Genomic DNA, 24,456 nt, shown 5'->3' with positions numbered 1-24,456 from the left:
GGCGCGGCGACCGACCGCGCCCGCTTTGTCGATACCGCGCGTTAGCGCGCCGCGGCCGGGCTCTGGTCCAGCGACCGCATCAGCGCCTCGACCATCTGGTCAACGCTGAAGCTTGCCGGGCGTTGGCTCGGCGGATAGTCGCGGAAAGTCTGAAGGAACGGGGCCACCCGCCAGACACCGTACTGAAGGAGGTAGGCGTTCTTGGCCAGCCAGTCGTAGTACTGGTCGGATACCACGTCAGCTCGCTCGTAGGGGTCCATCCTCAAGTTGAAGACCTTCGGCGCGCGCAGGCAGACGAAGGGGTTGGCCCACACCACGAAACCGCCCGGCTCCCGCTGCTCGCAGAAGACGATCTTCCAGTTGCCGTAGCGGTAAGCGACAAGCTCGCCGTCGTCGTTGAAGTAATAGAATTCATCACGCGACGACTTGCTATCCTGGCCCGTCAGATACGGGAGTTGGTTATAGCCGTCGAGATGGACCTTGAACTGGTTGCCGCCGATCGTCGAGCCTTTCACGAGCTTGTCCTTGATGTCGGGATCGCCTGCGGCTGCAAGCAAGGTCGGGAACCAGTCCAGTCCGGACATCATCTGGTTCGAGACCTCGCCGGCCTTGATGTGTCCTGGCCAGCGAACCATTGCCGGAACGCGGAACGCGCCTTCCCAATTGGTGTCCTTCTCGCTGCGGAACGATGTGGTCGCGGCATCCGGCCATGACCACTGGTTTGGACCGTTGTCGGTGGTGTAGACCACAATTGTGTTGTCGGCGATACCAAGATCGTCGAGGCTTTTCAGCAGCTTGCCGACGTCGCCGTCATGCTCGACCATGCCATCGGCATACTCGTTGCCCGGCATCCCGCTCTGGTCCTTCATCGATTCCCGTACATGCGTGAAGGCATGCATGCGGGTCGTGTTCATCCAGGTGAAGAAGGGCTTGCCTGCCTTCACCTGCCGGTCCATGAAGTCGATCGCCGCTGCAGTCGTCTCGTCGTCGATCGTCTCCATGCGCTTCGTGTTGAGCGCGCCGGTATCTTCGATCTTGCCGTCTGCTGACGCTTTCAGGACGCCGCGCGGTGAATTCGTACGCACGAATTCCTGATCGTCTTTGGGATAGTAAGGCCGTTCCGGCTCCTCCTCGGCATTCAGGTGGTAGAGGTTGCCGAAGAATTCGTCGAAGCCGTGATTGGTCGGCAGGAACTCGTCGCGGTCGCCGAGATGGTTCTTGCCGAACTGGCCCGTCGCATAGCCAAGCGGCTTGAGGGCCTGGGCGATGGTGATGTCACGCGGTTGGAGACCCACCGTGGCTCCTGGGATGCCGACCTTGCAGAGGCCGGTGCGCAGGCAGACCTGGCCGGTGATGAAGGTGGAACGCCCAGCCGTGCAGGAGTTCTCGGCATAATAATCCGTGAACATCATGCCTTCCTTGGCGATACGATCGATATTCGGCGTGCGGTAGCCCATCACGCCGAACGAATAGGCGCTGATGTTCGTCTGGCCGACGTCGTCGCCGAAGATGACGAGGATGTTCGGCTTTGACGTGTCCTGAGGCGCTGCGGGTTCGGCGGCGGGCGCTGGCGCTGCGGGTGCCGGCTGCTGGGCCCTTGCCGCCGTGAGGAATGTTGTCGATGCCAGCGCCATGGCGACGGCGGCCGTTGCGGTGAGAAGTCTTCCGGAGAGTTTCGTGCCCATCACGTCCTCCCGGCTTTCAGGTCGTCCAACATTACGCTCTCCCTTATATCCGGCAGGGTACGGCCATGCCTGAACTGGATCGTCGTCATTCGACCCGGAGAGACTTCTCCTTAAAGTGCCTTAGCGGAAGTACGTTACAGTAAACGCTGACGTTGCATGCCGTAAATCCTGCCGTAAATCCTTGCCTCCTATTCGGTTGGCGGCTTCGATCCCGGATCCTCGCCGCATTGGCTTAGGTCATCCACTTCCGATGTTCGACGAACCGTTCGGCGAGCAGATCGATGAACAGACGGACCTTTGTCGGCAGGTGGCTTCTGTTCGGGTACACGGCGTTGATCACGAATTCCACGCCGCGGTAGCCGGGGAGCAGGCGGACGAGCCGGCCTTCGGCCAGGTCTTCCGATACGACGAAGCTCGGGGCGAGCCAGACCGCGCGCCCGCTGATGGCCAGATATCTCAGTGTCTCGGCGCTGTTCGAGACGACCGAGCCGTTGATCTTCACCTGGGTCCGGTCGCCCGTTTCAGTCTCGAAGGTCCATTCGTCGCCGTACGGATAGTACGTGTATTGAAGGCAGTCGTGACCGGCAAGATCGGCGGGAGTTTCCGGCGCCTTGTGTGCTTCGAGGTAGGAAGGCGAGCACACGAGCAAGTGCCTCCATGGCGTGAGCTTTCTGGCGATCAGGCTGGAGTCGGGCGAGGGAACCGGGCGGATGGCAAGGTCATATCCATCTTCGATCATGTCGATCATCCGCTCGCCGGTGATCATGTTGAGTGAGACGGAAGGATAGAGCTCGAGGAACTCGTCGATGACAGGCAGAAGGAAGGGTACGACTGCGGTTGTTGAATGGAGCTTGAGAACTCCGCGCGGCGTCGTGGTCAGCGCTCCTGCGGCGCGGTCGGCCTCCTCGAGATCGGCAAGGATCTGGGCGGACCGGTCGTAGTAGAACTTGCCCGTCTCCGTCAGGCTGACCTTGCGCGTGGTCCGGTTCAGAAGTCTGACGCCCAGCCTCTCTTCCAATGACTGCACGTGCGTGGCGACCATCGTCACCGACATGTTCAGGCGGCGCGCCGCCGCGCTGAAACCGCCGCATTCAACGACCTTTCCGAAGACCGAAAGACTTGTCAGCCGGTCCATGCCTGCCTCCTGATTATCCGCTCTCAGCGTATGATCCTTACCGATATACGCGGATTATCAATCGATGAATAGCGCGGCATCTTCGCGCCATTCAAGCAAGCCCGCGCTCGTTGCGCGAAACCGCAGGAGAATTGAAATGGTTGAGCTGCCCCGCAAGGAGGTGTTCGAGACTTCCGCCGAAGCCGACACGAAGATCAAAGACATCCCATCCGTGCCCGAGCAGAAGCCGGTCCCCGCACCGCCGGCGACTGCCAAGTCGCGGAAGGGCGGCGTCAAGAAGGGTGTGCTTCTGGCCGTTCTTCTCGCAGGTGCTGCCTACGGCGTCCATTTCGGCCACCACTACTGGACCGTCGGCCGCTTTATCGAATCCACCGATGACGCCTACGTGAAGGCGGACTATACGACTGTCGCTCCGAAGGTTGCCGGCTACATCAAGGACGTCCTCGTCAGCGACAATGACGTCGTAAAGGCCGGGCAGGTGCTCGCCCGGATCGACGACCGCGACTTCCAGGCCGCCCTCAACCAGGCAAAGGCCGACGTGAAGGCAGCGGAGGCAGCGATCACGAACATCGACGCCCAGGTCGACCTGCAGCAGTCGGTCATCGGTCAGGCGAAGGCCTCGCTCGACGCCTCCCAGGCCTCGCTGGTTTTTGCAAAATCCGATGCTGCCAGAAACGCCCGCCTCACGACCAATGGCGCTGGTACGCAATCCCGCGCCGAGCAGAGCCAGTCGCTGATGGATCAGGCTTCCGCCGCAGTCGAACGCGACCAGGCCGCCCTCGTCGCCGCCCAGAACAAGGTGCCCGTGCTCAAGACGCAGCACGACCAGGCCGTCGCCCAGAAGGATCGAGCCCTTGCCGTCGCCCATCAGGCCGAGCTGAATCTCTCCTACACGAACATCGTCGCCGCTGTGGATGGCACCGTCGGGGCCCGTTCGATCCGCGTCGGACAGTTCGTAACCTCCGGCACGCAGCTGATGGCGATCGTCCCGCTGCATTCGGTCTACATTGTCGCCAACTTCAAGGAAACGCAGCTCACCTACGTGCAGCCCGGTCAGCCGGTCGAGATCAAGGTCGACAGCTTCCCTGACCTCGAAGTCAAGGGGCATGTCGACAGCGTCTCGCCCGCAAGCGGTCTCGAGTTCTCGCTGCTGCCTCCGGACAATGCGACGGGCAACTTCACGAAGATCGTCCAGCGTATTCCGGTCAAGATCGTCATCGACGACGAGGACCTCGCCGGCCGTCTTCGCTCCGGCATGTCCGTCGAACCCGAGGTCAACACCAAGGCCGCGCAGCTATCGGAAGGGAAGTGAGGATTATCCAACCCCACCGGATAATCCTTCCGTTCCTTTCCCGATTATCGACCACCCAGCGTCATGAGAGATTCCGGACCAGCCGGAAGGAGAAAAGTCATGGCTACCCTTGAGATTGCAGCCAATAGCAATCCGCGCCCGCAGGCGCCCCTGGCGCAGCCCGCCAAATCCGAGATGAGCGCATTGCGCATGTGGATCGCCGTCGTCGGCTCTACGCTTGGCGCGTTCATGGCCGTCCTCAACATCCAGATCGTCAACGCATCGCTCGCAGACATCCAGGGCGCGATCGGCGCCGGCAAGGACGACGGCGGGTGGATTTCAACGTCCTACCTCATCGCCGAGATCGTGGTCATCCCGCTGAGCGGCTGGCTGGCCAGGGTCTTCTCGGTCCGCAGCTACCTCCTCGCCAACGCCATTCTGTTTCTGGTCTTCTCTGTCGCCTGCGCCTTCGCTGCGAACCTGCAGCAGATGATTGTCCTGCGCGCGATCCAGGGCTTCGCCGGCGGCGTTCTCATTCCGATGGCGTTCACCATCATCATCACGCTGCTGCCCAAGCCCAAGCAACCGATCGGACTGGCGCTCTTTGCGCTCTCGGCAACCTTCGCTCCGGCCATCGGCCCCACCATCGGCGGTTATCTCACGGAGAACTACGGCTGGGAGTTCATCTTCTACGTCAATCTCGTTCCCGGCCTGCTGATGGTCGGCATGCTCTGGGCGTCACTCGATCGCGCGCCGATGAACTTGGGTCTCCTGGCTAAAGGCGATTGGCCCGGCATCATCACCATGGCGATCGGGCTTGCCGCGTTGCAGACGGTGCTGGAGGAGGGCAACAAGGAAGACTGGTTCGGCTCGGACTTCATCGTCCGCCTGTCGATTATCGCTGCGGTCTCGCTGACGCTCTTTTTGATTATAGAGTTCAAGACCGCGCATCCGCTGCTGAACCTCCGCCTGCTTGCCCGGCGCAACTTCGGCTTCGGCATTTTGGCGAACGTCCTGCTTGGGGTCGCGCTCTACGGCTCGGCCTTCGTGCTGCCGATCTACCTGTCGCGTATTCAGGGCTACAATTCCGAACAGATCGGCATGGTTCTCGCCTGGACCGGCATCCCGCAGCTCGTGCTCATTCCTTTGGTGCCGCGGCTGATGAAGCTCATCGATGTCCGGTTGCTCATTGCTGTGGGCTTTGCGCTCTTCGCAGCCTCGAACTTCATGAACGTCTATATGACCGGCGACTATGGGAGCGACCAGCTGTTCTGGCCGAATGTCATTCGCGCCGTCGGACAGGCGCTTGTCTTCGCACCTCTCTCGGCTGTCGCCACGGCAGGCATCGAGCAGGAGAACGCAGGCTCGGCCTCCGCACTCTTCAACATGATGCGCAACCTCGGCGGCGCCGTCGGCATCGCTTCGCTGCAGACCTTCCTCTCGAAGCGCGAGCAGTTCCACTCGAACATCCTGACGAACTCGGTCAGCGTCTTCGAGGAGGCAACCCGCGTCCGCGTCGCGAGGCTCACGACCTACTTCATGAACCACGGCGTCAGCGACCAGGCCACAGCGACGCACAAGGCCCTCGTCGCCATAGCTTCGAGCGTGCGCAAGCAGGCCAACGTCATGGCCTTCAGCGACGCGTTCTTCCTGCTTGGCGTCGGGCTGGTCGTCGCGCTCGTCGCAACGCTGCTTCTGAAGAAGCCCGGCCAGGTCTCCGGCGCTGGCGCTCACTAAGGAGATGGACATGAACACGATCATTCAGGAGCCCATGTCCCACCGGGATCCGGCCGGTAAGGGACGGAGCGTCGATCCCGCCTCCATCCTGTCCGTTCTGGAATGGCTTTCCGGTGACGAATGCCATTCCGTCGACGAGGCTGGCCTTGTTGCCGGTCTTGGTCGTAGGCTGCGTCAGATCGGGCTACCGGTCGACCGGCTGAGCCTCCACCTGATGACACTTCATCCGGAAATCCTTGGTCGGACCGTCGCCTGGGCGCCGTCCGAGCCCGTGGAGATCCACGACCGGGAGCATGGCATGAAGATGGCCTTCGCGGCCAGCGCGCTTCGGAAGGTGATGGAGTCGCGGGAACCGATGATCGTCGATGCCGATGACCCGATGTGGCCCTGGCAGCATATCGACGTCTTCGAGGGGCGGGGACTTGTCCAACTCGTGATCGCCCCGCTCTGCAACGTCGATGGCCCGGTGAGCGCCGCGGTATTTGCCACAAAGCGGCCCTCCGGCTTTACGCTCTCCGAGATCCACGTCATCGAGCGCATTCTTCCCGCGCTTCGCAACAGCTGCGAGATCAGGGTACTGCGGCAGGCCGAGCTCTCGCTGCTCGACACCTACATCGGCCCCATGACTGCCCAGCGCATCCTTGCCGGCAGGATTCGCCAGGGCGAGATCGAAACCATGGAGGCTGCGCTTCTTCTCTGCGACCTTCGCGGCTTCACGGAGCTCTCGAACCGGCTGGCCGATGAAAAGGTCCTCGAACTTCTGAACGCCTACTTCGACATCGTGGTGCCTGCGATCACCAGCCAAGGCGGCGAGGTCTTGAAGTTCATGGGCGACGCCGTGCTCGCGTTCTTCCCGAGTTCCGACGCCGCAATGGCGAGCGAGCAGGCCCTGGCGGCCACCGACCAGATCCTCGACGATCTCACGAAGCTCGAGCTGGGAGGAGTCCGCATCGAGGCGAGCGTCGCTCTGCACTACGGAAAGGTCAGCTATGGAAACATCGGCTCCGGCCGGCGGCTCGACTTCACCGTCATCGGATCGGACGTCAACCTCCTCAGCCGAATCCAGACCGCCTGCAGCGCGCTCGGGAAGTCCGTCCTGATGTCCGATGCCTTCCGTCTCCGGGCCGGGACGAACAACATCGTCTCCACCAAGCTCCATCACCTGAAAGGATTCAAGGATCCGATCGAGCTGTTCACGCTGGCGGAAAGAGGAGGAAACGCAGCTTAATATGGTGCCGGCCGCGGCGACCGGCTCGCCCTAGAAGGTGGCGCGCCTGACCGGTGGCCTCATAGCTAAATCACCGTGATAGATGGTCGGAGTGAAGAGATTGGAAATCAAATATGTCATTGAAAGCAACGACTATTTCCACTCTTTGTAACGCTGTGACGGTCGAGCTTCTGTTCAACTGTTTGTCGACGTATAATAGGCAAGCGGAACTGCCATCAATCGTTTCATCACCGGAACATTTGACTTAAACCTACATCAGCGAATGGATCGCTTTTCCGCACGCCTCCAAGTAATTTGTTGTCGCGGTAGCGTCTTGTGGGGAGATCGGTGTCTTAGCATGCGTCACTGGGTCCATGTCGGACTCATGGACGATCGCATTGCGACGTTGAGCGATAAGCCTGAGTTCCGTTTGCGCGTCCTTCGCGGACTTTCCCAGGATTGCGCTGATCCTTTCCCATTTCTGCCTTTCGTCCCAGATGAGAGAAAGGCCGTCAGAGACTTTGATTGGGTCTTGGAATGATAGCCTTCCGAGCTTTCGCACCACTGCTTGCTCAAACACAATTTCCGGCGGCGGTAACGTCGCGGATTTGATTGCGACGTGCGTCTGCATATCAATCGCCTCAGCAAGATATTTGGGTGTTGCGGGGCGGATGCTGGAAAAAATCTGCACCATGCCAATTCTAATCAGGTCGTGCATTAGCTTGTCGAACGCTGCCATCGAAGTGACGATCTGCCCCCTTAGAAGATCATCGGCATTAAACGGAATGCCTTGATTCTTGATGTGATGAAACAGAGCGCTCTGGTTACGTGCCTCGCTTAAGCTGCTGTCGAAAACGGCAACCGCTTTAAGCATAATCTAGCAGGTCCGCGATTTTAGACGATAGCCCTTGAAACTGGTCTCTGAAAAACGCCCGTCGTTCTTTGAAGCCCTCGAGGATGGGACCGGTCGCGTCAAGCTCATCGTCTTCAAGGGCGAAGACGGGAACCCCTGCTTGGTGCGCTTTGGGAAGAAGACCTTGGAAATCGGGAATTTCGCCGAGACAATAGTGTTCCCCTTCCAGCCCTCCATACCCTGCGGGTTGTAACGTCATTCCGGCTACCTGCAAGGCGCTGAAAACTTCTCCCTCAACCACAGCGTTAATTTCATCGATATTGTTTCGATACGGCGCAGCCGCTTTGCCTTTGCGAATGTTGAACCGCTGAATAACCGTACCAACGAATTTGGGTGTGCCCTCCGGGAGTGGATAGGCTGAATCTTGGAACAGGCTGATCGATGAGCGCTTCCAATTCACCCATCGCGGCAGAGTAGTTTTTAGTGTTTGAAGCGCCATAATTGAAAACGGATCGGGATTCGTGGGGATCAGGAACCCGTCTGAAACAAGAAAGAGGTTTTGATTGATCGCACTCAAACTTGGATTGAGATCAATTATTGTATAGTCTATTTCATAGCGTTCTTCGGTTAACCGGATCAGTTCGGAGAACGCGCCCGGCAGATTCTGCAACGTTGTAATAGCGTTATTGGCCGTCTGAGCGAATGTTAGAGCAGCGTCGTAGGCCGATAGGTTCGCATGGCCCGCTAGTAGAAACACATTGTTGTTTCGTGCAGGGCTAAAGCAATCGACAGCCTGAAGGGGCACGGGCTTACCTTCAAATGCGGGCGCAACTCCGTCCTTTAGGTTCTGGTCCTTCGTCGCTTCATCGAAATAATAGGCTTCGAAGTCGTCCCCCAGTAACAGTCCAGAAAGATTGCACTGCGAGTCCGCGTCGACAAAAAGCACTTTAGCATCGGCAGCGAGCGCCCAGCCGACGTTATAAGCCGTCGTCGTTTTGCTCACGCCGCCTTTGTGATTGAATACAACAAGCCGTTTTACCATGGATTTCCCCTTGCGATTTTTGCACGTTACACGGGAGAGGTGAGTCGTCCAACGGTATCCATGTTCCGTAGTTCGGCATCGAACGCGATTCGTTCGTTGTAGTTCAGCAAGGCAATCTGAACGACGGGCAGGGGATAGCGGGCCCGGCGTGATCGCTTCTCTCTTGGCGACCTGTACTTCCGTTCGGCCACGGCGATTTGCGCATGAAGCCCGACTAGGGCCGTAGCAAGACGCGCAACAGCAGCCCGGCGATTCCCGGGCCAACCGGTTCGCGAAGTCCCGATTTGTTGTCGAGGAAGGGGCGAAGGTCTTTTGGGGACTAGGATCCGGGCGAAATATCTTCCGTCGCGGTTAAGCCGGTATCGGTGTTTTGCGGCATTCCAAACTTCCGTTTTGTTACATGGTTTGTAACAGGAAGTTGGCCGAAACCCCAAGAAAATCAGCTTCTTCAGCGTTTTCAGGGCAAAGCGATGGTCGGAGTGGAGAGATTCGAACTCCCGACCCTCTGGTCCCAAACCAGATGCGCTACCAGACTGCGCTACACTCCGTGAGAGGGGCCAATACACGCTTCATACCGGCGCCGCAATATCAAAAACGCGTTTGCCCCATCCTTCGACGCTGCTTTGCCGTTCAGGATAGTGTCAGGAAGCCTCCCCATAGTTACGCGGTTTTGAGTCAGGCGGAAACGCGGTGCCAGCCGCTCTGCGCTGGTGCACACGGAGCAAACCAATCGGCATGGCAAGGGAAAAGCAGAAGGCGTGGGTGCGCCCTGAAATCGGCAGCATCACGCTCGCAGTCATCGTATCGCTCTATATCCTCATCGTCGCCAATTACACGTTCTGGAGCCGGGCATTCGTCTATTTCGACAGCCATCGGCTGGCCTTCGCCGGCTTCGTGGTGGGCATGATCGCGCTGACGATCGCGATCGCCGTGAGCGTCTCCATGAAATACCTCATCAAGCCGGCGCTGATCTTCCTTGTGCTTGCCGCAGTCGCCGCGGCCTGGTTCACCGACCGCTTCGGCGTCATCATCGACCGCGAAATGCTTCGCAACGCCGCTGTCACGACGCAATCGGAAGCACAGCATCTGATCACCGCGAAGTTCATTCTCCACATGCTGCTCGCGGGCGTTCTACCTTCCGTGGCGATTGCCGGCGTGCGTGTCGTCCACCGGCCCTTTTGGAGCAAGTTTCTGCGTAATACGGCGGTGGTGCTGCCTTGCCTCGGCATCGTCGCGGTGGCCGGCATGGGCTTTTACTCCACCTACGCCGCCGTCGGGCGCATCCATCGTGACCTGATGATGACGATCAATCCGCATTTCCCGATCGGCAGCGCCATCTATTTTGCCGCCACCTATGGAGACAATCTCAATCTCGTGCGCCAGCCGATCGGCACGGATGCGCGCCAGATACCGGCGGCCGCGCCCGGCAAACCGCGCGTGCTGATCATCGTCGCAGGCGAAACGGCAAGAGAACAGGAGTTCTCGCTCGGTGGTTACGGCCGCGATACCAACCCGGAAATGAAAGCGCGCAACGTCACGTTCTTCCCCGATGTCACGAGCTGCGGCACGGAGACCGCCGTTTCCATCCCCTGCATGTTTTCCGTCTATCCGCGGACGCAGTACAGCCACCGAAAGGGCCTGGCGACCGATAACCTGACGGATGTGCTCGGCCACGCCAAGATCGACGTCGAATGGTGGGACAACGACACCGGGACTTACGGTGTCGCCGACCGCATCAAATACCAGTATCTGCCGAGTACGCGCGATCCGCGGTTCTGCAAGGACGGCGAATGCCTGGACACCATCCTGCTCGACAAGCTCGATGACTGGCTCGCCAGTGTGAAGGGCGACAGCGTGCTCGTTCTTCACCAGCTCGGCAGCCACGGCCCGGCCTACTATCAGCGCTATCCCGATGATAGCAGGCGCTTTACGCCCGACTGCCGCGTTGCCGATTTCGCAAACTGCAAACCGGAAGAGGTGACGAACGCCTACGACAACACGATCGTCATGACCGACCATGTGATCGCCTCCGTCATCGACAAGCTGAAGGCGCATCAGGAAAAGCTTGCCGGTTCGATGCTCTACCTCTCCGATCACGGCGAATCGCTCGGCGAGAACGGGATCTATCTGCATGGCGCGCCGTATTTCATCGCCCCGAGGCAACAGACCCATGTGCCGATGGCGCTCTGGCTTTCGGATGCTTTCGCCAGCGAAACCCGCTTGGATAGGGCCTGCATCGCGGCGCAGGCAGGGCGGCCGGCCTCACACGACAACTTCTTCCATAGCGTGCTCGGGCTGATGCAGGTGGAGACCAGCGTTCGCAACGCCTCGCTCGATATTATTTCACCTTGCCGCAAGCCTTCCGACAAGCTCGCGTCCAATTAGTTTGCGCCTTTTTTCTTGAAATCCGGCGGATTCGCGGATAGGCAAAATTCATCTCTTTGCGCTATATGGATCGCAAGGAACCGCTCCATAACGGGGCGGAGGTTTGAAATATTCAGCGGGCAGGGCCCGCACAGCCGGAGGCGTGCAGCATGTCTGCCAAGATCTATCGTCCAGCCAAGACCGCCATGCAGTCCGGCAAGGCCAAGACTCATCTCTGGGTGCTGGAGTTCGATCAGGAGCAGCCGCGCAAGATTGACCCGATGATGGGCTATACGTCCTCCGGCGACACGCGCCAGCAGCTGAAGCTGACCTTCGAATCGCAGGAACTGGCCGAAGCATATGCAAAGCGCAACGGCATCGAATACCGCGTGATCGCGCCGAAGGATCCTGCCCGCCAGGTGGTCGCCTATCCGGATAATTTCCGCTATACCCGCACTCAACCGTGGACACACTGAACGTTCAGACATGCCGCGTTGCTGCCGCGCGTCGCAGCGCCGGACGGCCCCTTAGCTCAGCTGGATAGAGCACCTGCCTTCTAAGCAGGTGGTCGCAGGTTCGAATCCTGCAGGGGTCGCCAACACTTTCAAGTACTTAGCTGGAGTAAATTCCCTGCTTTATCGCCTCGGGGTAACATCTGGGGTAACGGCGGCACAAAAAAAGCCCGCCACATTCGCGAGGCGGGCTAGATCGAGGATAGGAAGTCTAGTTGGCCTCGGAGCGCCATTCGGAGCTAAGGACAACCACGCTGCTGCGGTTCAGAGTTTCTGCCAACTGCTTGAGCCCATCGGCCGCGATCCCAAGCAGTGCTACTTCATCAAGCGCGGTGTTGCGCTTGTCGCCGGTGCCGTAGTTCATTCCATCAAGCCTGTCATCGATCACCTGGACCAGCCCAGCCATTCTATTCATGCGGTTAATGAAATCGTCAAAATCCAGCTTCAGATCTCTGTTCTGTACCTCGCTCATGCCACCGCCCTCCCGATCGAGGCAAGCGCCGCCTCTAGTGTCGCTTCTTCACCATCATGCAGATACCCTCGTGCATCTTTGTAGGCCTTGAGGATCCAACTGGCCTTTGCTGCCGCCTCCCTCAGCGAACGGGGCACGTAGTCGAGTATCTGCGTCTCGATCGATACGACTGCGTCTCTTGTTCGCCCTGCTGCCTCCGTAGCTCTGGTGTAGCCGCACTCGCACTCGATACGGTCCCGCTCGCGCCTAAGCGCCGCGAGTTCATCAATCTTGGCTTCGAGCTGCTGCCGGTATCCATCGCGAACACGCTCATCCAAATCCGATATGTAACCCAGCCCTGGGAAATTATTTAAAAGCCGGTCGAAATGGGCGCGAATCTCCCCGTTACTTCTAACCATAATGGGTTTAAACGCCGGATCTCCATCGGCGTCACTGCCCGCCCTTAGCTGACCAATCTGGACGGCGGGCATCCTCATGGACTTCATCGGCTCCTGCTCTCTCACGTCGAACACCGTGCCCCACGCAACGTCGTCGGCTTCAAGCGCGCGATGATGCTCGCGGAAGAGGTCTTCGAGGATCGACGGCTTGCCAGCCTCGCCAGAAGCTACGACTCCTGGCGTGGATGCTGCGATAGCGGCTCCCTTAATGAAGGTGCGACGGTCCATCCTCATGCCCTCCCTGCAAAGTTTTCGACCTTACGCACGACCTTGAACTGCTTTTCTTTCAGGCGCCGCGGCTTACCTTCCAGGCGCCCTTTCCATCGGCTTTCCGCAATGTAGTAGTGGCCGGGAGTGGTGCGGTATTCGACGCGCTCAAGCCAAAGGATTGGGCGCTTACTGTTCCAAAGCTCGACCTCATAGAAGTTCGGGCCGTCGTAGATCGGCCTTGCCGCAAGCTCGATATCCTCCTTCCTGTCGCCAAAGATGAAAACAAACCCTTTCTCCTCATCGATCTTGAACCGGTAAAGCCGCTCCGGGTTTGCTTCGCCCATAGCCTCGGCCAGTGCCTTGGCGTGGTAGCGGGCGGCTTCCATCGGATCTACTGGCGCCGATCGAGCGGGCGCAGGCACCGCGGCGAGTGCTGCGGTGGCAGGCAGTAGCTGCAGAAAACGGCGGCGGGTGGCGTCGGGCATGCCTTCGGCGGCTGCCTGAATCGATGTGTTCGGCATTGTCTTTTCCCTCAAGGTGCTGTGCATTCTCACGGGAGCCTTGCAGTGCGGCACTTCCCCATTGCAAAATGATCCCTTAGGGATTATTTAATACATTGGGGTTAATCATTCAAGCTGTTTAGGATCAAATAATCAAAAAGGTATCATATTTCCATGAACGCAGATCAGATCCGGGCCGCACGCGCTTTGCTTCGCTGGTCGCAAGGCGACCTGTCCGAGCGGTGCAAGGTGTCAGTACCGACTATCAAACGGCTGGAAGCGATGGATGAACTTGTTGGGCACCAGACCACCATCAACGCCATCAAGACGGCCTTCGAGGAGGCCGGGATAGTATTCATTCCCGAGAATGGCGGTGGTGTAGGGGTTCGGATGGCAAAGCGAACCACTCGATAGCGGGAGCAGTAGAGCGGGCCTTACGTACAGTCAAGGTGATGCACAACATTCTGCAAATCCCCGGAATCACTTGGGGAATACTATTGATTTATGCTTCACGAACCTTCACGACGATTCCTAACGCGGCGTGAACATGCTAAGAACATGATGTGTATCTGCAGTCGTCAAAACCCCGAAAGGAACAACCCTGAATGACGTACCTAACTGCCGCCCAAGTAGAGGCGCGGTTCAAAATTTCATCTGTCACACTCTACCGATGGACTAAGGACAAGGAACTTGGATTTCCTCAACCGTTCAAGGTCAAGCGCCGCAAACTCTTCGATGAGGCAAAGCTGAGCGAATGGGAGTTGAAGCGCTCCAGGGAGGCTGCATGAGTAGCCTCACAAACGGAAACAGCCTGCGGTCTATGTTTGGCGACACACCGCAGGCTGCTGAAAACGAAACGCTTATTTCGCGTTCCCCCTTGTTCCAGCGGTTTCCCGCTGGCCTCCCCATCAATGAAAGGTTCATCAATGGCAGTTGCCTCTAAAGCAGAAGTTTCAATCAGAGTCCACGTTCTTAATGACGATAATGAGCCGATTAGCACAGCTTTGAAGTTCGTCGGCCGGGAAGCTTGGACATTGCGAAAGTTAATCGACGCCGGTGAGCGCGGTATCTCGTCGCTAGACTACGTCGGGCCAAGGACCTCTCATTACATCTGGAAGTTGCAAAAGAACGGGATAGCCGTCGGCACGCGCGATGAGAGGCACGCTGGCGATTTCCCGGGAGTACATGCTCGATACACGCTCTGCAGCAGGCTCGCTGTGCTGGAAGAAATCCGGAGGGCTGCGGCATGACGGAAACAACGCTCCCCTGTGTAGAAATTTTTGGCATACGCGTCTCGGGACCAACAATAGTTCATGGCGCCGGGAAGCCACGGCTGGACTTCACATCAATTGGATCGCTGAAGTTCTTCGTAGACGCTGTCGAGGCCGATGGCTGTCGCATCACGATGTGGGACGGCGATTCCTATGAGGAGGCCATCTTGGACGCGGAAGAGCTATCCGCCGATGGCTTTGGGCCGGTGGTGGATAACCTGATCGGAGGCCGCGCCTGATGACGTCAACCGACGCCCCGAAGGTCAAAGAGGCCGCACGTTGGCTCTCTCAGCAGATTGCTCAACCTGCCAACGTGATTCATGAGATCCGCACTAAGTTCGAACTCTCCGCTTGGGAAGCTTGCGAGGCGTGCCGGGTAGCTCAGCATATTCGCCGTGGAGTTGCCCTGGATGCGTAAGTTGCCAGATGACTTCCCTCACGTTGATGAGCAGGCGTTGCCTTTGCCTGCAAAACTAGAACAGCCGACAGACGAGGAGCGGCGCGCATTTACTGCGCGTCGTCTTGAAATGCAGTCTTTCATCATGAGGGACTTTGCAAGCGAGATGACGCCGACCGTGAAGATGGTCGGCGTCTATCTATTGGAGTGCGTCAACAGCGAGACGCTGCGGTGTTTCCCGTCTTATCGCACTATCCTTGAAACCCTCTCACTTGGAAAAAATGAGAAAACCGTTCAGCGGGCTATTGAGGTTCTTAGGAAACGACGCTGGCTGTACGCGTGGCGTCCAGACCGGAAGAAATCGAACCATTTCGTTTTCCTGAAGAACGAAGCGGTCGTTTCACAAATCCTAGACTACCAAGACGTAAAAAAGGCACGGAGGGAAGAGGATCGGCTTGAGCGGGAACAATATGAGCGGACACAGATGTCCATTCGAGAATTTCCGGAAAGGACACAAATGTCCGTTCGCGAGCGGACACCAATGTCCGGTAAATCCTTTAACGTAATCCCTGAACCTATCTTTAGTATAGAACAGGGAGCTTCCCTTATAGGGGCTAACGATTACGGATTGGTTAAGGACGGCGATGTCGATCGTAACCAGCCGTTCGAGATCCCGGAAACCGATGAAGAGACTGAACAGCTTATTGATGAGGTTTTTGCCTGGGCCGAAAGGCCAAGTAACCCGGTGGTGCGCCGCGCACTAAAAGAAAATCTGCTCGACGGAAAACTGACGCCTTGGTTGGCAAGAAGGCTGGTGCTTGGGCCGGAACGGGTGGCCGCATGACGACAGATTGCGAAATCAAGGTCTTCCCGCTGGCGGCGCGTGTCGGAAAAATTCGGCGGGTGGCGGAGGTGTACGGCCGCAAGCACGGTAGCGATGCGACGGGCTATTGGCGTGCACAAGTAAACCAGCTCTCCGAACATCTGTCGGGCCTCGGCTGCGATGGCGACGAAATCGAGCGGCAGCTAACCGCCTTCAAGGACGCGGTAAAAGGCGAACTGCAGCGCAACGCAAGCGGAAAGGGTGCGGCATGACGATCAAGGAACGACAGGAGCGCGAAGCGCACGACCGCGAAAACTCATGGCGGCCCATGGATGAAGCAAAGGCCGGGGGTCTCATCTGCAATCTGCTTTTCAGTAACCTCGGCGGTCATCATTCGCCGGAGGACATAACGTATTTCCTCGACCCTGACGGGCACTGGTATCGCATCGACCCGCCAGGAAGGATCTTCGAGACGCCAATGAACTGGCGACCTGCTTACGTCCGCATGACACCGGAGCGACGAAACGTGATCAAGGGTAGGTGCGGCGAATGAGAATAGATAGCGAAACGTTCCCTTTTACCTTGCTGGACAAATTCGGGCAGAAGTTTCGGCGTGGTTTTGTCATTCGCGTGAAAGAGCGCGGTCAATGGCGGACCTGGGGCGATATGATCTTCGAGACGGAAGACAGTGCCACTTCCACCGCGGCACGATGCGTCAGCGGTGTCTGCGATGTCGTGCCAGCAAGGGAGATCATACATCGAGCCGGCAAACCCTGTTCCTTCAATTTCCGTCGAACGATAATCGTAGAGGGCCATATCTAATGAGCAGTCACTACAAACAGGCAAGCTTCTCCCGCAGACCGGCTAAGCAGCATGCTCCCTTCGATATGTCTCTCGTTGCGACAGGAGTTCATATCTTTTGCGACGGCGCCTGCGAGCCAAACCCAGGCGCCGGCGGATGGGGGTATGCCGTCTATCGGGATGGCGTGGAAATCGCACACCGCAGCGGCGGGCTCGCCGAGACGACGAATAACGTCATGGAACTCACCGGCATGCTGAAAGCCATCGATTGGGTCCAGCAGTTTGCGGAAGGCCAGCCGGTCACGATTTGGTGCGACAGCCAATATGTCGTCAATGGCTGCAACGACTGGCGTCACAAGTGGAAGCGCAATGGCTGGAGCCGGAAAGGGCCCAACTCTCCAAAGCCAGAGAGCGGGGAGGTAAAGAACCTCGACTTGTGGAAGGCGATCGACGCCGCGCTGAATAGCTGCGCAGCGCTGACGATAGCCTGGGTAAAGGGCCACAACGGCACCTTAGGCAACGAGCGGGCAGATGAACTGTCTTTTCAGGGCCGAAGGGCGGCGTTGGATGCTGCAGGCTTAGACGATCCCGTCAGCGACGTGCTCCCCGAAGAATTTCGTGCGGTTGTGGCGGAGTAGCGAATGGTAAAGATCCGCAAGAGACGAGAGAAGAAGATAAATCAGCTTCCGGAGCCCGGCCGTGCGACTCTCCCGGAGAACATCCGGTGGGTGAACACGAGGAGCACGCTGAAGGCTCAGCCGGAACGACGGTCGGCGCCAAGGGTCGTCAGCAGCTGCCGAGTGCCAAGAGCAGAAGTCGAACGCCGCATTCTCACCGCCATGAAGACGCTGAGGGCTCTGCCTGATCGAAATTACTTCATTCAGCGGTCCTCCTCGCCTGATTATGTCCAGGAAGCCGTGACCGCTTATGGTGCGGCGGAGGATATCGCGCCACGCTTTCAGCCGACGCCAGCCGATGTCTCGGATTGCCTCACTGCTTTGTCGTGGGTGCGGCATCTCGAAAAGAACGAATGGCGTTTGATCTGGTGGCGTTCGTTCGAAATGTCGTTTGGTCTCATCGGGAAGTACATCGGTCGAAGCGATGAGACCGCACGCAAACGGTACGAAAACGCTATCACCGATACGTGGTCGGCGGCGAATTCACTATAAAGCTCGCCTCTGCTAGTGATTTCGCTTGGCAAAATTGGCATTATCTGTCATATCTTAGCGTAAGATTAGGTGATTTGCGGGGCTGCTTCGGCGGCCCCTTCGCTTTCCGGCCGTCATACCTGAAAGACTTTCACCTGGCGAATCAGTGGGTGATAAGCCGGAGCATCGCTGATTTCAGAAGGGCTCGCGTTCAAGATTCTAGCCGAAGTTTGTACGCTTGCGTCAACCTCGGTCCACTCTCTCGGCCATGGTTTCTTGTCGAGTTTGACAATAGCGTCAAGATTCCCGAACCCTAACTTCCAGCCGTTGCAATCACGCATTCGAATGCGAGTAGGTTCGAGGGCAATGGATAAGAGATTTCCATTCCTGTTAAGTTGGGGCGTACGAAGCAAATGGGAGCATCAATGGGCGCTGAATCGAAGATGCAACGCTGAAGGAGGCTACCGTAAGCTCCCAAGCGAGATTGCCGACCTTCAGCTGTATCGGCTGCATCAGCGCGCCAGATCAAGGATAGCATGAACTTTTTCAGAAGTTTAGGCTTCGGATTGGGTATCGAATAATCCACGCTTTGTGCTGGATGCTTGATCGCGGCTCGGACGAAGTCGACGCCATACGTATCCGCTGGTCCGAGGCTACGCTCATGCTCTTTACAGAGTAGCTTGTAACTCCAGCGACCATTCTGGAATGTTCTGATCCGTGGATCGCCCATTCTTCCAGATACGAGATGTTTGTCATCTTGCTTCAAATCCAACGCGAGAGCCCGGGGCAGGATGTGGGATTTGACGGTAGGCGAAACGCCGCAGATTAAACAGCGCGGCACATTGACTAATTGCTTCAAGACTAATTGGGTCCATGCCAGCCACCCCTCATCGGGGCAGCGTTGTGTTCAAAATCAATTAAAGCTTGCACGGAAAGTCAGGCATGTCGAGAGGCAGTAGGCGCGAGGGAACCGGCGTGAAGCGCTCGGCCCTTCCTGCGCTCCACCAGGAGAAGGTATCACGATGGTCCTGATACCGTCCGGAGCGTGCTTGGATGGTATTGCCATGATGGCAACACCTTCTAGCAACCGCACCAATTCGAGCATGCGCCCAAGACGATTCGTTCTCGGCTACCCTCAAGGCGGTAGCTGCCCAATCCAAGGCAATGCCTCAACGATATCGGGAGGCGGTGCGACCCGCCCTGAACGCGGCGGTGGAAGAATGCGGCATAAAAGGCTGAATTCCGGCTCCCCGCAAAGAAGCCGGAGATCTTAAGGGCTATTCGCTTTGAATGAACATGATGCGCAGCAGTCCTACAATGCCGGCTGCGTTTCCGTGATCGGATGTCTGGAGCATGCTGACGATGTCGCGCAGCATCTGAGCAAGATCCTCTTCCTCAAGCACACGCTTTTCCAGGAGCTTGTTGATCAACGCCTGCGTTAGAGCCAGGTTTGTTTCGATCATGACGTTAGGGTCTACATTCTGCGCAGCCATTGTGTATCCTTTGAATTGTCTACCCCTGCGGGCTTACGCGTCTTAGTCGCGAATACAAAGCGCTAAACGATCTGTGCCCACCAATCACAGCCCGTCACCACCCGGTGGCGGGTTTTCTTTGGAGAGATCATGGAAAGCTTCCTGACCTTGGCTTTTATGCTGTTGGCCGTTCACTGGCTGCTCGACTACCCACTGCAAGGTGACTTCCTCTCCAAGGCCAAACAATCAGGCCCGCTGCGCGTTTATCATCTGATCGCACATTCCGGCATTCAAGGCGCCGGCGTAGGGCTGGTCACCGGCAATGTGTGGATTGGGTTGGCTGAATGGCTGGCTCACACGATCATCGACGAGGCAAAGGTGCGGCGCATGACGACGTTCGCCCAGGATCAGGCCTCACACATCGCTTGCAAGATTGTCTGGCTGCTCTGCCTCGTTCTACTCGCCGCGCTATCGCATGGTCCATTGTCACCGTTCTGGCAGTAGTGCTCTTTACCGCCGCAGCGCTCCCCGCGTGGTGGCCTGGATGACGTAATACAGCGGGCGCGGTCAATCCGGGATATCGGGCTCATCCCCCCAGATCGCGCTCCCGACACTATTTGCAGTAGCGGAGCCAGCTTTATTTGCCGATGCGAACGGCGAGCTGATCGTCGCGGTGTCTGTAGACCGATAGACAAGCCGATTACCAACGATGGTGCCGACGTATCGCCCGTCTGTCCCATATACCCTGCTGCCCTTGATCCGCCCGACTACTTTACCCGAACGACCGTAGATCTTGTCGCCTGACACCTGGAGCGGCTTACCGTTTTTCGTATACATTTCCGTCTCTCAACGTTGATCCACGCCAGACTTCAAAAAGAGCCAGGCATCAGTTGCGTTTGGCTTCCTATTGGATACGTGGAGGCATCGTTATGAACGAGTCATACGTCCACCACGCCCCGATGCCAAAGGCGACGAACGCTCCAATCCCCGCGAGGATCACGAAGATGTTAACGACCTTTCCGGCTTTCACCGCCTTCGGTCCACCGGCGTAGAGCCATTGGTTAAGGTACGTTCCACCAGACACCATGCCGCCGAGGAGGGTTCCCAGTACAAAAGGTAACAGGCATGACGCATAGGTTGGGATAAATGGCGATTTGATCGCCGCCAAGTGGCCGATGAAGGCAAGCAACGCAACTGAAGCGCCGCCGTTTATGGTGACCATAGTTCGGATCGCATTCTGGCCCGCCACGATGACGGACTTAAACATCTCGATTTCGTTGTTGTAATTGTGTTTTGCGGCCTCGAGATGAGCGCTGAGATCAGCCTTGTAGCGTTCAAGCTCCGCCATGACGGTTCTGCTGATGGGGCGTCCTGAACATTCGAGAGATAATTGATAAGGTTGTCTACGAAGATTGCGGCGGTGCCTTGCTGCTTTATTGCTTCAATCTCTGCCTTCATCTGTGCTGCGAATTGCTTAGCGTTCATGTTTGATCCTGCGTCGGTTGTATTTGCAGGAAAGCGCTCAACCATCCTGAGTCGCAAGTGCAACTCAGCAACATCTTTGCGCCTGCGCTGATTGCATTAACGCTTTGCACATTGTTCGACTTATTCACAGGCAGCAAGGCCGCGTGGTCGAATATATGGGAGAGAGGGTACTCGCCGATCCGGGTTAGGTGCCCTGCTTCATGCCGGCAGCTTTGGAGCGAAGCCGCTCCAGGATGCCCATCCAACCGAGGTATTGCTGGCGCTCCTGAACGTTCGTCAGTTGGAGTTCATCGGCTATTTCGTCGACGCTGGCGTGCGGGTCAACCACATGCCCGGTAACTGGCAGTCCATGGATCCTGCCTTTTAAGGTGCCATCGCCTAGCAGTGTTACTTGAACGAGTTCATATGGGCTGCCGGAGATTCCAGCAAACTCTCTCGGTATCATCCTTGCCATTCCACACCTTAACCCACGCCACTCCTGAAAAACGGAAGAAATCAGAGCATGCCCGATGCCTAAGCTCAAGACGCTGCGTCCCCTGGTCGCTACCATCAAGCCTATGGTCGGCCGGATACCAGGCGAGAAGGCACGAGACCAGCACAGACGTCAAACGCAGCCCTGGCGCGCCTGGTACAATACCCCACGCTGGGAACGACTGAGGCGGCAGGCCTTCGAGCGAGACCTCTACACCTGCCAGCGAAGCGGAGAGCTATGCTCGGGCATAGGCAACGATCAGAACGCGCCAGTGGCGAACCACAGGATCCCCCATCACGGCGATCCGGCTCTCTTCTGGGACATCAACAACATCGAGACCGTGACGAAACGTATTCACGACAGCGTCATACAGGCTGAGGAACGGAGGGCTCACGGTGAGTGGCGATAGTGAGCTTCAGCTGTGCAAGTTCAACTGATGTAGATCCCAGTTCCTCTTGAAGAGAGGCTAGTTTTATGGCCGTGTCTGCCATGTAGGCAGTCGTCGTTTTCTTGTGTTCACGCAGATCGTTCAGATCCTCGTCAACCTGCCCCTCCTTGGCTTTCTTCGCCAAAGTCTTCTTCGAGTCAGAATACATCTCCCACAAGGAGATCAGGAAGTTCGCGACAATGCCGATCCCTGCAATGATTTCAGCCAAACCCACCGCGGTGCCAGAGGCGCTGGCTGAGTATATTTTACAGACGATCGCCCCAAGGGCGAAGTTAATAGCGAGGAGCTTCGCAGCTTTGAAGCCGTCAAAGTTAAGAAGGGGGTTCGTCGATTTCATTGTGTGGGCCTCCGATAGAGTTGGGGCTCTGTAGCAACGACATCTAAACCATTCGTTCGCGGGGAAGGTTAATCGTTCACCTTTCACAACCATCGGGGGGGGTATGAGCGGCCAAAAGCGGCCTCTTTCTCCGGACCCGCGTCCCCCTCATCTACATATTTTTTTCTCTCAGATCGAAATTTTCGGCAGGAAGGCTGAAATGACCGAAAAACCGAAGCGCTCTCCAAAGGGAGGGCGTCCGTCATATCGTTCATCTCTTGAGGACCGCCAGACGGTCGAGGAGATGAAATTCGTAGGCGAGAGCGATAACACCATTGCCCGTGCGCTGGGCATCGATCCTGACACGCTGCGCAAGCATTTTCCGAATGAGTTGGCAGACGGCCACGCCCAACGACGGAAGGAAGTCATTGGCCTCCTGTTCAAGTCCGCCAGGGACGGGAATGTGGCTGCTCAGAAGAAGCTCGAGGAGATGGGCAGGGCATCGGGTGCGGCCGACGCCATCAAGGCTCGCGAGACGAAGGCGAAAGAGCCGAAGCGCGGGAAGAAGGAAGAGCAAAAGATCGCTGCGCAGAACGTTGGTGGCAAATTCGCTCCTCCAAGCCCGCCCAAGCTGGTGGTCGATAATCGCTGATGCAGTGGTCCACAGCATGCGTTGATTGGCGTGAGCGCATCGTCAATCGTCAGTCTCTGATCCCGATCGCGCCGCTCTTCCCCGACGAGGCGGAAGCGGCGTTGGAGGTGTTCAAGTCTCTGCAGGTGGTCGACCTCGCCCAAGTGTACGACCCCGAGACCGAGACGACGCGACACCCGACCTTCGGCGAGGTCTGCGAGGAGTTCGTCTTCGACTTCGTGCGGGCAGTCTTCGGCGCCTATGATGCCAAGAACGCGACGCGGCTGATCGAGGAGTTCTTTCTCCTCATCAGCAAGAAAAACGGCAAGTCGACGATCGTCGCCGGGATCATGCTCACGGCGCTGATCCGCAACTGGCGGCACTCGGCGGAGCTGCTGATCCTGGCGCCGACACGCGAAGTCGCAGACAATTCGTTCAAGCCGGCCGCCGACATGGTGCGCGCGGATCCCGAGCTGCTCGACCTGCTGCACGTCCAGGACAACCTGAAGCAGATCACGCATCGCATCACCATGGCGGTGCTGAAAGTCGTATCGGCGGACTCGTCGACGTCGGCAGGCAAGAAGGCGGCTTTCGTCCTGGTCGAGGAGCTTTGGCTGCTCGGCAAGAAGGCGAACGCCAATGCGATGCTGCAGGAGGCCACAGGCGGCCTTATTTCGCGGCCTGAGGGCTTCGTGATCTACATTTCGACCCAATCGGACACTCAGCCGGCCGGCGTCTTCAAGGAGAAGCTGGATTACTTCCGTGGGGTGCGCGACGGCGAGATCGACGACCCGCGCAGTCTGCCGGTCCTCTATGAGTTCCCGGAGGAGATGATCAAGTCGAAGGCGTATCTGAAGCCTGAAAACTTCTACGTCACGAACCCAAACATCGGGAAGTCGGTCCGCAAGGAGTGGCTGGAACGTAAGCTTGCTGCCGTCATCAGCGGTCAGGACGAGGAAGGGGACACGATCCAGACCTTCCTTGCCAAACATCTCAATGTAGAGATCGGCATGAACCTCCGCGCCAACAGGTGGCCGGGCGCTGATCTCTGGGGCGGTCGTGGCGATCCGAAGATCACGCTCGAGTACCTGCTGGCGAACTGCGACGTCATCGTGCCCGGTCTGGACGGCGGCGGCCTCGATGACTTGTTCGGCCTATGTGTCGTCGGCAGGCACAAGCGGAGGCGGGAATGGCTCGCCTGGTCGCATGCCTGGTGCCATGAGGGCGTCTTACGGCGGCGCAAGTCGATCGCGTCGAAACTTCAGGACTTGGCCGATGCCGAAGAACTGACGATCGTCGACGACGAGCTCGAAGACATCTCGGAGATCGTCGAGATCATCGGCAGGATCAAAGATGCCGGATTGCTGGCATGTGTCGCCGTTGACCCGGCCGGCCTGGGCGAAATGGTCGAAGCTCTCGATGAAATCGGCGTCACCCAGGAAGAGGGACTGCTCATCGGCGTGCCGCAGGGCTACCAGCTGATGAACGCGATCAAGACCGCAGAGCGGAAGCTCGCCAACGGCACGCTACGCCACTCCGGCAGCGGCCTGATGGACTGGTGCGTCTCGAACCTGAAGATTGAGCCGACGGCAACCGCCATCCGGGCGACGAAGCAGAATGCCGGTGATGCCAAGATTGACCCGGTCATGGCGCTCTTCAACGCCGTGACGGTGATGAGCCGCAACCCCGAACCGAAGCGCAAGCCGCAATTCCAGATGCTGGTCGTCGGCGGTCGATAAGGAAGCAC

31 protein-coding genes and 2 tRNA genes are annotated in these 24,456 nt (G+C 57.9%); 20 read left to right on the top strand and 13 right to left on the bottom strand.

All coding sequences use genetic code 11. From position 1 onward, the window contains the following. Window positions 1–41: 41 nt before the first annotated feature. Window positions 42–1,685 carry an arylsulfatase gene (locus ACPYOJ_RS18580; RefSeq protein ID WP_481417570.1) on the bottom strand — a complete coding sequence of 548 codons (1,644 nt, stop codon included), beginning with the start codon at window positions 1,683–1,685 and terminating at the stop codon, window positions 42–44. A gap of 232 nt (window positions 1,686–1,917) precedes the next feature. Beyond that, complete coding sequence (locus ACPYOJ_RS18575; protein ID WP_481417569.1) at window positions 1,918–2,820, bottom strand: LysR family transcriptional regulator; 903 nt, start codon at window positions 2,818–2,820, stop codon at window positions 1,918–1,920. Window positions 2,821–2,956: 136 nt separating this feature from the next. On the opposite strand from ACPYOJ_RS18575, the gene ACPYOJ_RS18570 reads away from it, so the two are divergent. The 3 genes from ACPYOJ_RS18570 (at window position 2,957) to ACPYOJ_RS18560 (ending at window position 7,076) form a co-directional block, all read left to right on the top strand. Next, a complete protein-coding gene (locus ACPYOJ_RS18570) occupies window positions 2,957–4,132 on the top strand; it encodes an HlyD family secretion protein (protein ID WP_481417568.1) in 1,176 nt (391 codons plus the stop codon). Window positions 4,133–4,231: 99 nt separating this feature from the next. Next, window positions 4,232–5,848, top strand: a complete 1,617-nt coding sequence (locus ACPYOJ_RS18565) for an MDR family MFS transporter (protein ID WP_481417567.1) — start codon at window positions 4,232–4,234, stop codon at window positions 5,846–5,848. A gap of 10 nt (window positions 5,849–5,858) precedes the next feature. Continuing rightward, window positions 5,859–7,076: an adenylate/guanylate cyclase domain-containing protein gene (locus ACPYOJ_RS18560; protein ID WP_481417566.1), complete on the top strand. Its 1,218-nt coding sequence runs from the start codon at window positions 5,859–5,861 to the stop codon at window positions 7,074–7,076. Window positions 7,077–7,326: 250 nt separating this feature from the next. On the opposite strand, the gene ACPYOJ_RS18555 is transcribed toward ACPYOJ_RS18560, so the two are convergent. The 3 genes from ACPYOJ_RS18555 to ACPYOJ_RS18545 all read right to left on the bottom strand — a co-directional run bounded on the left by ACPYOJ_RS18555 (window position 7,327) and on the right by ACPYOJ_RS18545 (window position 9,498). After that, a complete protein-coding gene (locus tag ACPYOJ_RS18555) occupies window positions 7,327–7,929 on the bottom strand; it encodes a HEPN domain-containing protein (protein WP_481417565.1) in 603 nt (200 codons plus the stop codon). Next, entirely contained in the window at window positions 7,922–8,950 is a 1,029-nt protein-coding gene (locus tag ACPYOJ_RS18550; protein ID WP_481417564.1) for a ParA family protein, read from the bottom strand. Before ACPYOJ_RS18550 ends, ACPYOJ_RS18555 begins: the two co-directional genes overlap by 8 nt. 471 nt (window positions 8,951–9,421) lie before the next feature. Beyond that, window positions 9,422–9,498 (bottom strand) — tRNA-Pro (locus ACPYOJ_RS18545). 187 nt (window positions 9,499–9,685) lie between these two features. Here ACPYOJ_RS18545 and ACPYOJ_RS18540 point away from each other — a divergent pair. From ACPYOJ_RS18540 to ACPYOJ_RS18530, 3 genes are all read left to right on the top strand, one after another. Beyond that, window positions 9,686–11,335 carry a phosphoethanolamine transferase gene (locus ACPYOJ_RS18540; protein ID WP_481417563.1) on the top strand — a complete coding sequence of 550 codons (1,650 nt, stop codon included), beginning with the start codon at window positions 9,686–9,688 and terminating at the stop codon, window positions 11,333–11,335. A 149-nt stretch (window positions 11,336–11,484) separates the two neighbouring features. Next, window positions 11,485–11,790: an ETC complex I subunit gene (locus ACPYOJ_RS18535; protein WP_168829527.1), complete on the top strand. Its 306-nt coding sequence runs from the start codon at window positions 11,485–11,487 to the stop codon at window positions 11,788–11,790. Window positions 11,791–11,835: 45 nt separating this feature from the next. Next, a tRNA-Arg gene (locus ACPYOJ_RS18530) sits at window positions 11,836–11,912 on the top strand. Between the two features lie 125 nt (window positions 11,913–12,037). Here ACPYOJ_RS18530 and ACPYOJ_RS18525 read toward each other — a convergent pair. Genes ACPYOJ_RS18525 through ACPYOJ_RS18515 form a run of 3 tightly spaced genes read right to left on the bottom strand, consistent with a single transcriptional unit; the run spans window position 12,038 to window position 13,466 of the window. After that, window positions 12,038–12,298 carry a hypothetical protein gene (locus ACPYOJ_RS18525; protein WP_481417562.1) on the bottom strand — a complete coding sequence of 87 codons (261 nt, stop codon included), beginning with the start codon at window positions 12,296–12,298 and terminating at the stop codon, window positions 12,038–12,040. Further along, complete coding sequence (locus ACPYOJ_RS18520) at window positions 12,295–12,963, bottom strand: hypothetical protein (RefSeq protein WP_481417561.1); 669 nt, start codon at window positions 12,961–12,963, stop codon at window positions 12,295–12,297. The genes ACPYOJ_RS18525 and ACPYOJ_RS18520 overlap by 4 nt, the downstream gene beginning before the upstream one ends. A gap of 2 nt (window positions 12,964–12,965) precedes the next feature. Next, the gene (locus tag ACPYOJ_RS18515) at window positions 12,966–13,466 is read right to left on the bottom strand and encodes a hypothetical protein (RefSeq protein ID WP_481417560.1); all 501 of its coding nucleotides are present in this window, start codon (window positions 13,464–13,466) and stop codon (window positions 12,966–12,968) included. A gap of 153 nt (window positions 13,467–13,619) precedes the next feature. Here ACPYOJ_RS18515 and ACPYOJ_RS18510 point away from each other — a divergent pair, with 153 nt between their 5' ends. From ACPYOJ_RS18510 to ACPYOJ_RS18465, 10 genes are all read left to right on the top strand, one after another. Next, window positions 13,620–13,859, top strand: coding sequence for a helix-turn-helix domain-containing protein (locus tag ACPYOJ_RS18510; RefSeq protein ID WP_481417559.1), 240 nt, complete (start codon window positions 13,620–13,622; stop codon window positions 13,857–13,859). Window positions 13,860–14,050: 191 nt separating this feature from the next. Continuing rightward, window positions 14,051–14,233 carry a helix-turn-helix transcriptional regulator gene (locus tag ACPYOJ_RS18505; protein ID WP_481417558.1) on the top strand — a complete coding sequence of 61 codons (183 nt, stop codon included), beginning with the start codon at window positions 14,051–14,053 and terminating at the stop codon, window positions 14,231–14,233. 123 nt (window positions 14,234–14,356) lie between these two features. After that, window positions 14,357–14,695 (top strand): winged helix domain-containing protein, encoded by a 339-nt coding sequence (locus ACPYOJ_RS18500; RefSeq protein ID WP_481417557.1) that lies wholly within the window; start codon window positions 14,357–14,359, stop codon window positions 14,693–14,695. Next, a complete protein-coding gene (locus tag ACPYOJ_RS18495; protein ID WP_481417556.1) occupies window positions 14,692–14,955 on the top strand; it encodes a hypothetical protein in 264 nt (87 codons plus the stop codon). Before ACPYOJ_RS18500 ends, ACPYOJ_RS18495 begins: the two co-directional genes overlap by 4 nt. Next, the gene (locus ACPYOJ_RS18490; protein WP_481417555.1) at window positions 14,955–15,134 is read left to right on the top strand and encodes a hypothetical protein; all 180 of its coding nucleotides are present in this window, start codon (window positions 14,955–14,957) and stop codon (window positions 15,132–15,134) included. The genes ACPYOJ_RS18495 and ACPYOJ_RS18490 overlap by 1 nt, the downstream gene beginning before the upstream one ends. After that, window positions 15,127–15,957, top strand: coding sequence for a helix-turn-helix domain-containing protein (locus tag ACPYOJ_RS18485; protein ID WP_481417554.1), 831 nt, complete (start codon window positions 15,127–15,129; stop codon window positions 15,955–15,957). The genes ACPYOJ_RS18490 and ACPYOJ_RS18485 overlap by 8 nt, the downstream gene beginning before the upstream one ends. Further along, window positions 15,954–16,208 carry a DUF6074 family protein gene (locus ACPYOJ_RS18480; protein WP_481417553.1) on the top strand — a complete coding sequence of 85 codons (255 nt, stop codon included), beginning with the start codon at window positions 15,954–15,956 and terminating at the stop codon, window positions 16,206–16,208. The genes ACPYOJ_RS18485 and ACPYOJ_RS18480 overlap by 4 nt, the downstream gene beginning before the upstream one ends. Beyond that, window positions 16,205–16,489: a hypothetical protein gene (locus ACPYOJ_RS18475; protein WP_481417552.1), complete on the top strand. Its 285-nt coding sequence runs from the start codon at window positions 16,205–16,207 to the stop codon at window positions 16,487–16,489. The genes ACPYOJ_RS18480 and ACPYOJ_RS18475 overlap by 4 nt, the downstream gene beginning before the upstream one ends. A 94-nt stretch (window positions 16,490–16,583) precedes the next feature. Further along, entirely contained in the window at window positions 16,584–17,375 is a 792-nt protein-coding gene (locus ACPYOJ_RS18470; RefSeq protein WP_481417551.1) for a ribonuclease H family protein, read from the top strand. A 162-nt stretch (window positions 17,376–17,537) separates the two neighbouring features. Then, complete coding sequence (locus ACPYOJ_RS18465; protein ID WP_481417550.1) at window positions 17,538–17,906, top strand: DUF6362 family protein; 369 nt, start codon at window positions 17,538–17,540, stop codon at window positions 17,904–17,906. Between the two features lie 1,256 nt (window positions 17,907–19,162). On the opposite strand, the gene ACPYOJ_RS18460 is transcribed toward ACPYOJ_RS18465, so the two are convergent. Then, entirely contained in the window at window positions 19,163–19,378 is a 216-nt protein-coding gene (locus ACPYOJ_RS18460) for a hypothetical protein (RefSeq protein ID WP_481417549.1), read from the bottom strand. A gap of 129 nt (window positions 19,379–19,507) precedes the next feature. Here ACPYOJ_RS18460 and ACPYOJ_RS18455 point away from each other — a divergent pair, with 129 nt between their 5' ends. Continuing rightward, window positions 19,508–19,861 (top strand): DUF3307 domain-containing protein, encoded by a 354-nt coding sequence (locus ACPYOJ_RS18455; RefSeq protein WP_481417548.1) that lies wholly within the window; start codon window positions 19,508–19,510, stop codon window positions 19,859–19,861. A 63-nt stretch (window positions 19,862–19,924) separates the two neighbouring features. Here ACPYOJ_RS18455 and ACPYOJ_RS18450 read toward each other — a convergent pair whose 3' ends face one another. From ACPYOJ_RS18450 to ACPYOJ_RS18440, 3 genes are all read right to left on the bottom strand, one after another. After that, window positions 19,925–20,194: a hypothetical protein gene (locus ACPYOJ_RS18450; protein WP_481417547.1), complete on the bottom strand. Its 270-nt coding sequence runs from the start codon at window positions 20,192–20,194 to the stop codon at window positions 19,925–19,927. Window positions 20,195–20,261: 67 nt separating this feature from the next. After that, window positions 20,262–20,705 (bottom strand): hypothetical protein, encoded by a 444-nt coding sequence (locus ACPYOJ_RS18445; RefSeq protein WP_481417546.1) that lies wholly within the window; start codon window positions 20,703–20,705, stop codon window positions 20,262–20,264. A 321-nt stretch (window positions 20,706–21,026) separates the two neighbouring features. After that, the gene (locus tag ACPYOJ_RS18440; protein ID WP_481417545.1) at window positions 21,027–21,287 is read right to left on the bottom strand and encodes a hypothetical protein; all 261 of its coding nucleotides are present in this window, start codon (window positions 21,285–21,287) and stop codon (window positions 21,027–21,029) included. 64 nt (window positions 21,288–21,351) lie between these two features. On the opposite strand from ACPYOJ_RS18440, the gene ACPYOJ_RS18435 reads away from it, so the two are divergent. Further along, on the top strand, window positions 21,352–21,723 hold the full coding sequence (locus ACPYOJ_RS18435; RefSeq protein ID WP_481417544.1) for an HNH endonuclease: 372 nt from the start codon (window positions 21,352–21,354) through the stop codon (window positions 21,721–21,723). On the opposite strand, the gene ACPYOJ_RS18430 is transcribed toward ACPYOJ_RS18435, so the two are convergent. Then, window positions 21,680–22,099, bottom strand: a complete 420-nt coding sequence (locus ACPYOJ_RS18430) for a hypothetical protein (RefSeq protein WP_481417543.1) — start codon at window positions 22,097–22,099, stop codon at window positions 21,680–21,682. The two genes, ACPYOJ_RS18435 and ACPYOJ_RS18430, sit on opposite strands and share 44 nt — an antisense overlap. A gap of 103 nt (window positions 22,100–22,202) precedes the next feature. On the opposite strand from ACPYOJ_RS18430, the gene ACPYOJ_RS18425 reads away from it, so the two are divergent. Both ACPYOJ_RS18425 and ACPYOJ_RS18420 read left to right on the top strand, forming a co-directional pair. Continuing rightward, a complete protein-coding gene (locus tag ACPYOJ_RS18425; RefSeq protein ID WP_481417542.1) occupies window positions 22,203–22,730 on the top strand; it encodes a hypothetical protein in 528 nt (175 codons plus the stop codon). Further along, window positions 22,730–24,448 carry a terminase large subunit gene (locus ACPYOJ_RS18420; RefSeq protein ID WP_481417541.1) on the top strand — a complete coding sequence of 573 codons (1,719 nt, stop codon included), beginning with the start codon at window positions 22,730–22,732 and terminating at the stop codon, window positions 24,446–24,448. Before ACPYOJ_RS18425 ends, ACPYOJ_RS18420 begins: the two co-directional genes overlap by 1 nt. The last annotated feature ends 8 nt before the right edge of the window (window positions 24,449–24,456 follow it).

It is taken from the genome of Rhizobium sp. SVR5-9E (assembly GCF_056755095.1).
The sequence above is the reverse complement of the archived record's forward strand: the minus strand, read 5'-3'. Positions and strand labels throughout refer to the sequence as shown.

What these genes read in the sequence shown, in the direction of transcription:
- ACPYOJ_RS18500 (WP_481417557.1), top strand. Translation starts at nt 14,357, where the DNA reads ATGAAAGGTTCATCAATGGCAGTTGCCTCTAAAGCAGAAGTTTCAATC.
- ACPYOJ_RS18520 (WP_481417561.1), bottom strand. Translation starts at nt 12,963, where the DNA reads ATGGACCGTCGCACCTTCATTAAGGGAGCCGCTATCGCAGCATCCACG.
- ACPYOJ_RS18460 (WP_481417549.1), bottom strand. Translation starts at nt 19,378, where the DNA reads ATGGCTGCGCAGAATGTAGACCCTAACGTCATGATCGAAACAAACCTG.
- ACPYOJ_RS18550 (WP_481417564.1), bottom strand. Translation starts at nt 8,950, where the DNA reads ATGGTAAAACGGCTTGTTGTATTCAATCACAAAGGCGGCGTGAGCAAA.
- ACPYOJ_RS18425 (WP_481417542.1), top strand. Translation starts at nt 22,203, where the DNA reads ATGAGCGGCCAAAAGCGGCCTCTTTCTCCGGACCCGCGTCCCCCTCAT.
- ACPYOJ_RS18515 (WP_481417560.1), bottom strand. Translation starts at nt 13,466, where the DNA reads ATGCCGAACACATCGATTCAGGCAGCCGCCGAAGGCATGCCCGACGCC.
- ACPYOJ_RS18475 (WP_481417552.1), top strand. Translation starts at nt 16,205, where the DNA reads ATGACGATCAAGGAACGACAGGAGCGCGAAGCGCACGACCGCGAAAAC.
- ACPYOJ_RS18455 (WP_481417548.1), top strand. Translation starts at nt 19,508, where the DNA reads ATGGAAAGCTTCCTGACCTTGGCTTTTATGCTGTTGGCCGTTCACTGG.
- ACPYOJ_RS18440 (WP_481417545.1), bottom strand. Translation starts at nt 21,287, where the DNA reads ATGATACCGAGAGAGTTTGCTGGAATCTCCGGCAGCCCATATGAACTC.
- ACPYOJ_RS18490 (WP_481417555.1), top strand. Translation starts at nt 14,955, where the DNA reads ATGACGTCAACCGACGCCCCGAAGGTCAAAGAGGCCGCACGTTGGCTC.
- ACPYOJ_RS18445 (WP_481417546.1), bottom strand. Translation starts at nt 20,705, where the DNA reads ATGGCGGAGCTTGAACGCTACAAGGCTGATCTCAGCGCTCATCTCGAG.
- ACPYOJ_RS18580 (WP_481417570.1), bottom strand. Translation starts at nt 1,685, where the DNA reads ATGGGCACGAAACTCTCCGGAAGACTTCTCACCGCAACGGCCGCCGTC.
- ACPYOJ_RS18510 (WP_481417559.1), top strand. Translation starts at nt 13,620, where the DNA reads ATGAACGCAGATCAGATCCGGGCCGCACGCGCTTTGCTTCGCTGGTCG.
- ACPYOJ_RS18480 (WP_481417553.1), top strand. Translation starts at nt 15,954, where the DNA reads ATGACGACAGATTGCGAAATCAAGGTCTTCCCGCTGGCGGCGCGTGTC.
- ACPYOJ_RS18525 (WP_481417562.1), bottom strand. Translation starts at nt 12,298, where the DNA reads ATGAGCGAGGTACAGAACAGAGATCTGAAGCTGGATTTTGACGATTTC.
- ACPYOJ_RS18450 (WP_481417547.1), bottom strand. Translation starts at nt 20,194, where the DNA reads ATGTATACGAAAAACGGTAAGCCGCTCCAGGTGTCAGGCGACAAGATC.
- ACPYOJ_RS18495 (WP_481417556.1), top strand. Translation starts at nt 14,692, where the DNA reads ATGACGGAAACAACGCTCCCCTGTGTAGAAATTTTTGGCATACGCGTC.
- ACPYOJ_RS18485 (WP_481417554.1), top strand. Translation starts at nt 15,127, where the DNA reads ATGCGTAAGTTGCCAGATGACTTCCCTCACGTTGATGAGCAGGCGTTG.
- ACPYOJ_RS18540 (WP_481417563.1), top strand. Translation starts at nt 9,686, where the DNA reads ATGGCAAGGGAAAAGCAGAAGGCGTGGGTGCGCCCTGAAATCGGCAGC.
- ACPYOJ_RS18470 (WP_481417551.1), top strand. Translation starts at nt 16,584, where the DNA reads ATGGCGGACCTGGGGCGATATGATCTTCGAGACGGAAGACAGTGCCAC.
- ACPYOJ_RS18575 (WP_481417569.1), bottom strand. Translation starts at nt 2,820, where the DNA reads ATGGACCGGCTGACAAGTCTTTCGGTCTTCGGAAAGGTCGTTGAATGC.
- ACPYOJ_RS18535 (WP_168829527.1), top strand. Translation starts at nt 11,485, where the DNA reads ATGTCTGCCAAGATCTATCGTCCAGCCAAGACCGCCATGCAGTCCGGC.
- ACPYOJ_RS18505 (WP_481417558.1), top strand. Translation starts at nt 14,051, where the DNA reads ATGACGTACCTAACTGCCGCCCAAGTAGAGGCGCGGTTCAAAATTTCA.
- ACPYOJ_RS18565 (WP_481417567.1), top strand. Translation starts at nt 4,232, where the DNA reads ATGGCTACCCTTGAGATTGCAGCCAATAGCAATCCGCGCCCGCAGGCG.
- ACPYOJ_RS18560 (WP_481417566.1), top strand. Translation starts at nt 5,859, where the DNA reads ATGAACACGATCATTCAGGAGCCCATGTCCCACCGGGATCCGGCCGGT.
- ACPYOJ_RS18555 (WP_481417565.1), bottom strand. Translation starts at nt 7,929, where the DNA reads ATGCTTAAAGCGGTTGCCGTTTTCGACAGCAGCTTAAGCGAGGCACGT.
- ACPYOJ_RS18430 (WP_481417543.1), bottom strand. Translation starts at nt 22,099, where the DNA reads ATGAAATCGACGAACCCCCTTCTTAACTTTGACGGCTTCAAAGCTGCG.
- ACPYOJ_RS18420 (WP_481417541.1), top strand. Translation starts at nt 22,730, where the DNA reads ATGCAGTGGTCCACAGCATGCGTTGATTGGCGTGAGCGCATCGTCAAT.
- ACPYOJ_RS18435 (WP_481417544.1), top strand. Translation starts at nt 21,352, where the DNA reads ATGCCTAAGCTCAAGACGCTGCGTCCCCTGGTCGCTACCATCAAGCCT.
- ACPYOJ_RS18570 (WP_481417568.1), top strand. Translation starts at nt 2,957, where the DNA reads ATGGTTGAGCTGCCCCGCAAGGAGGTGTTCGAGACTTCCGCCGAAGCC.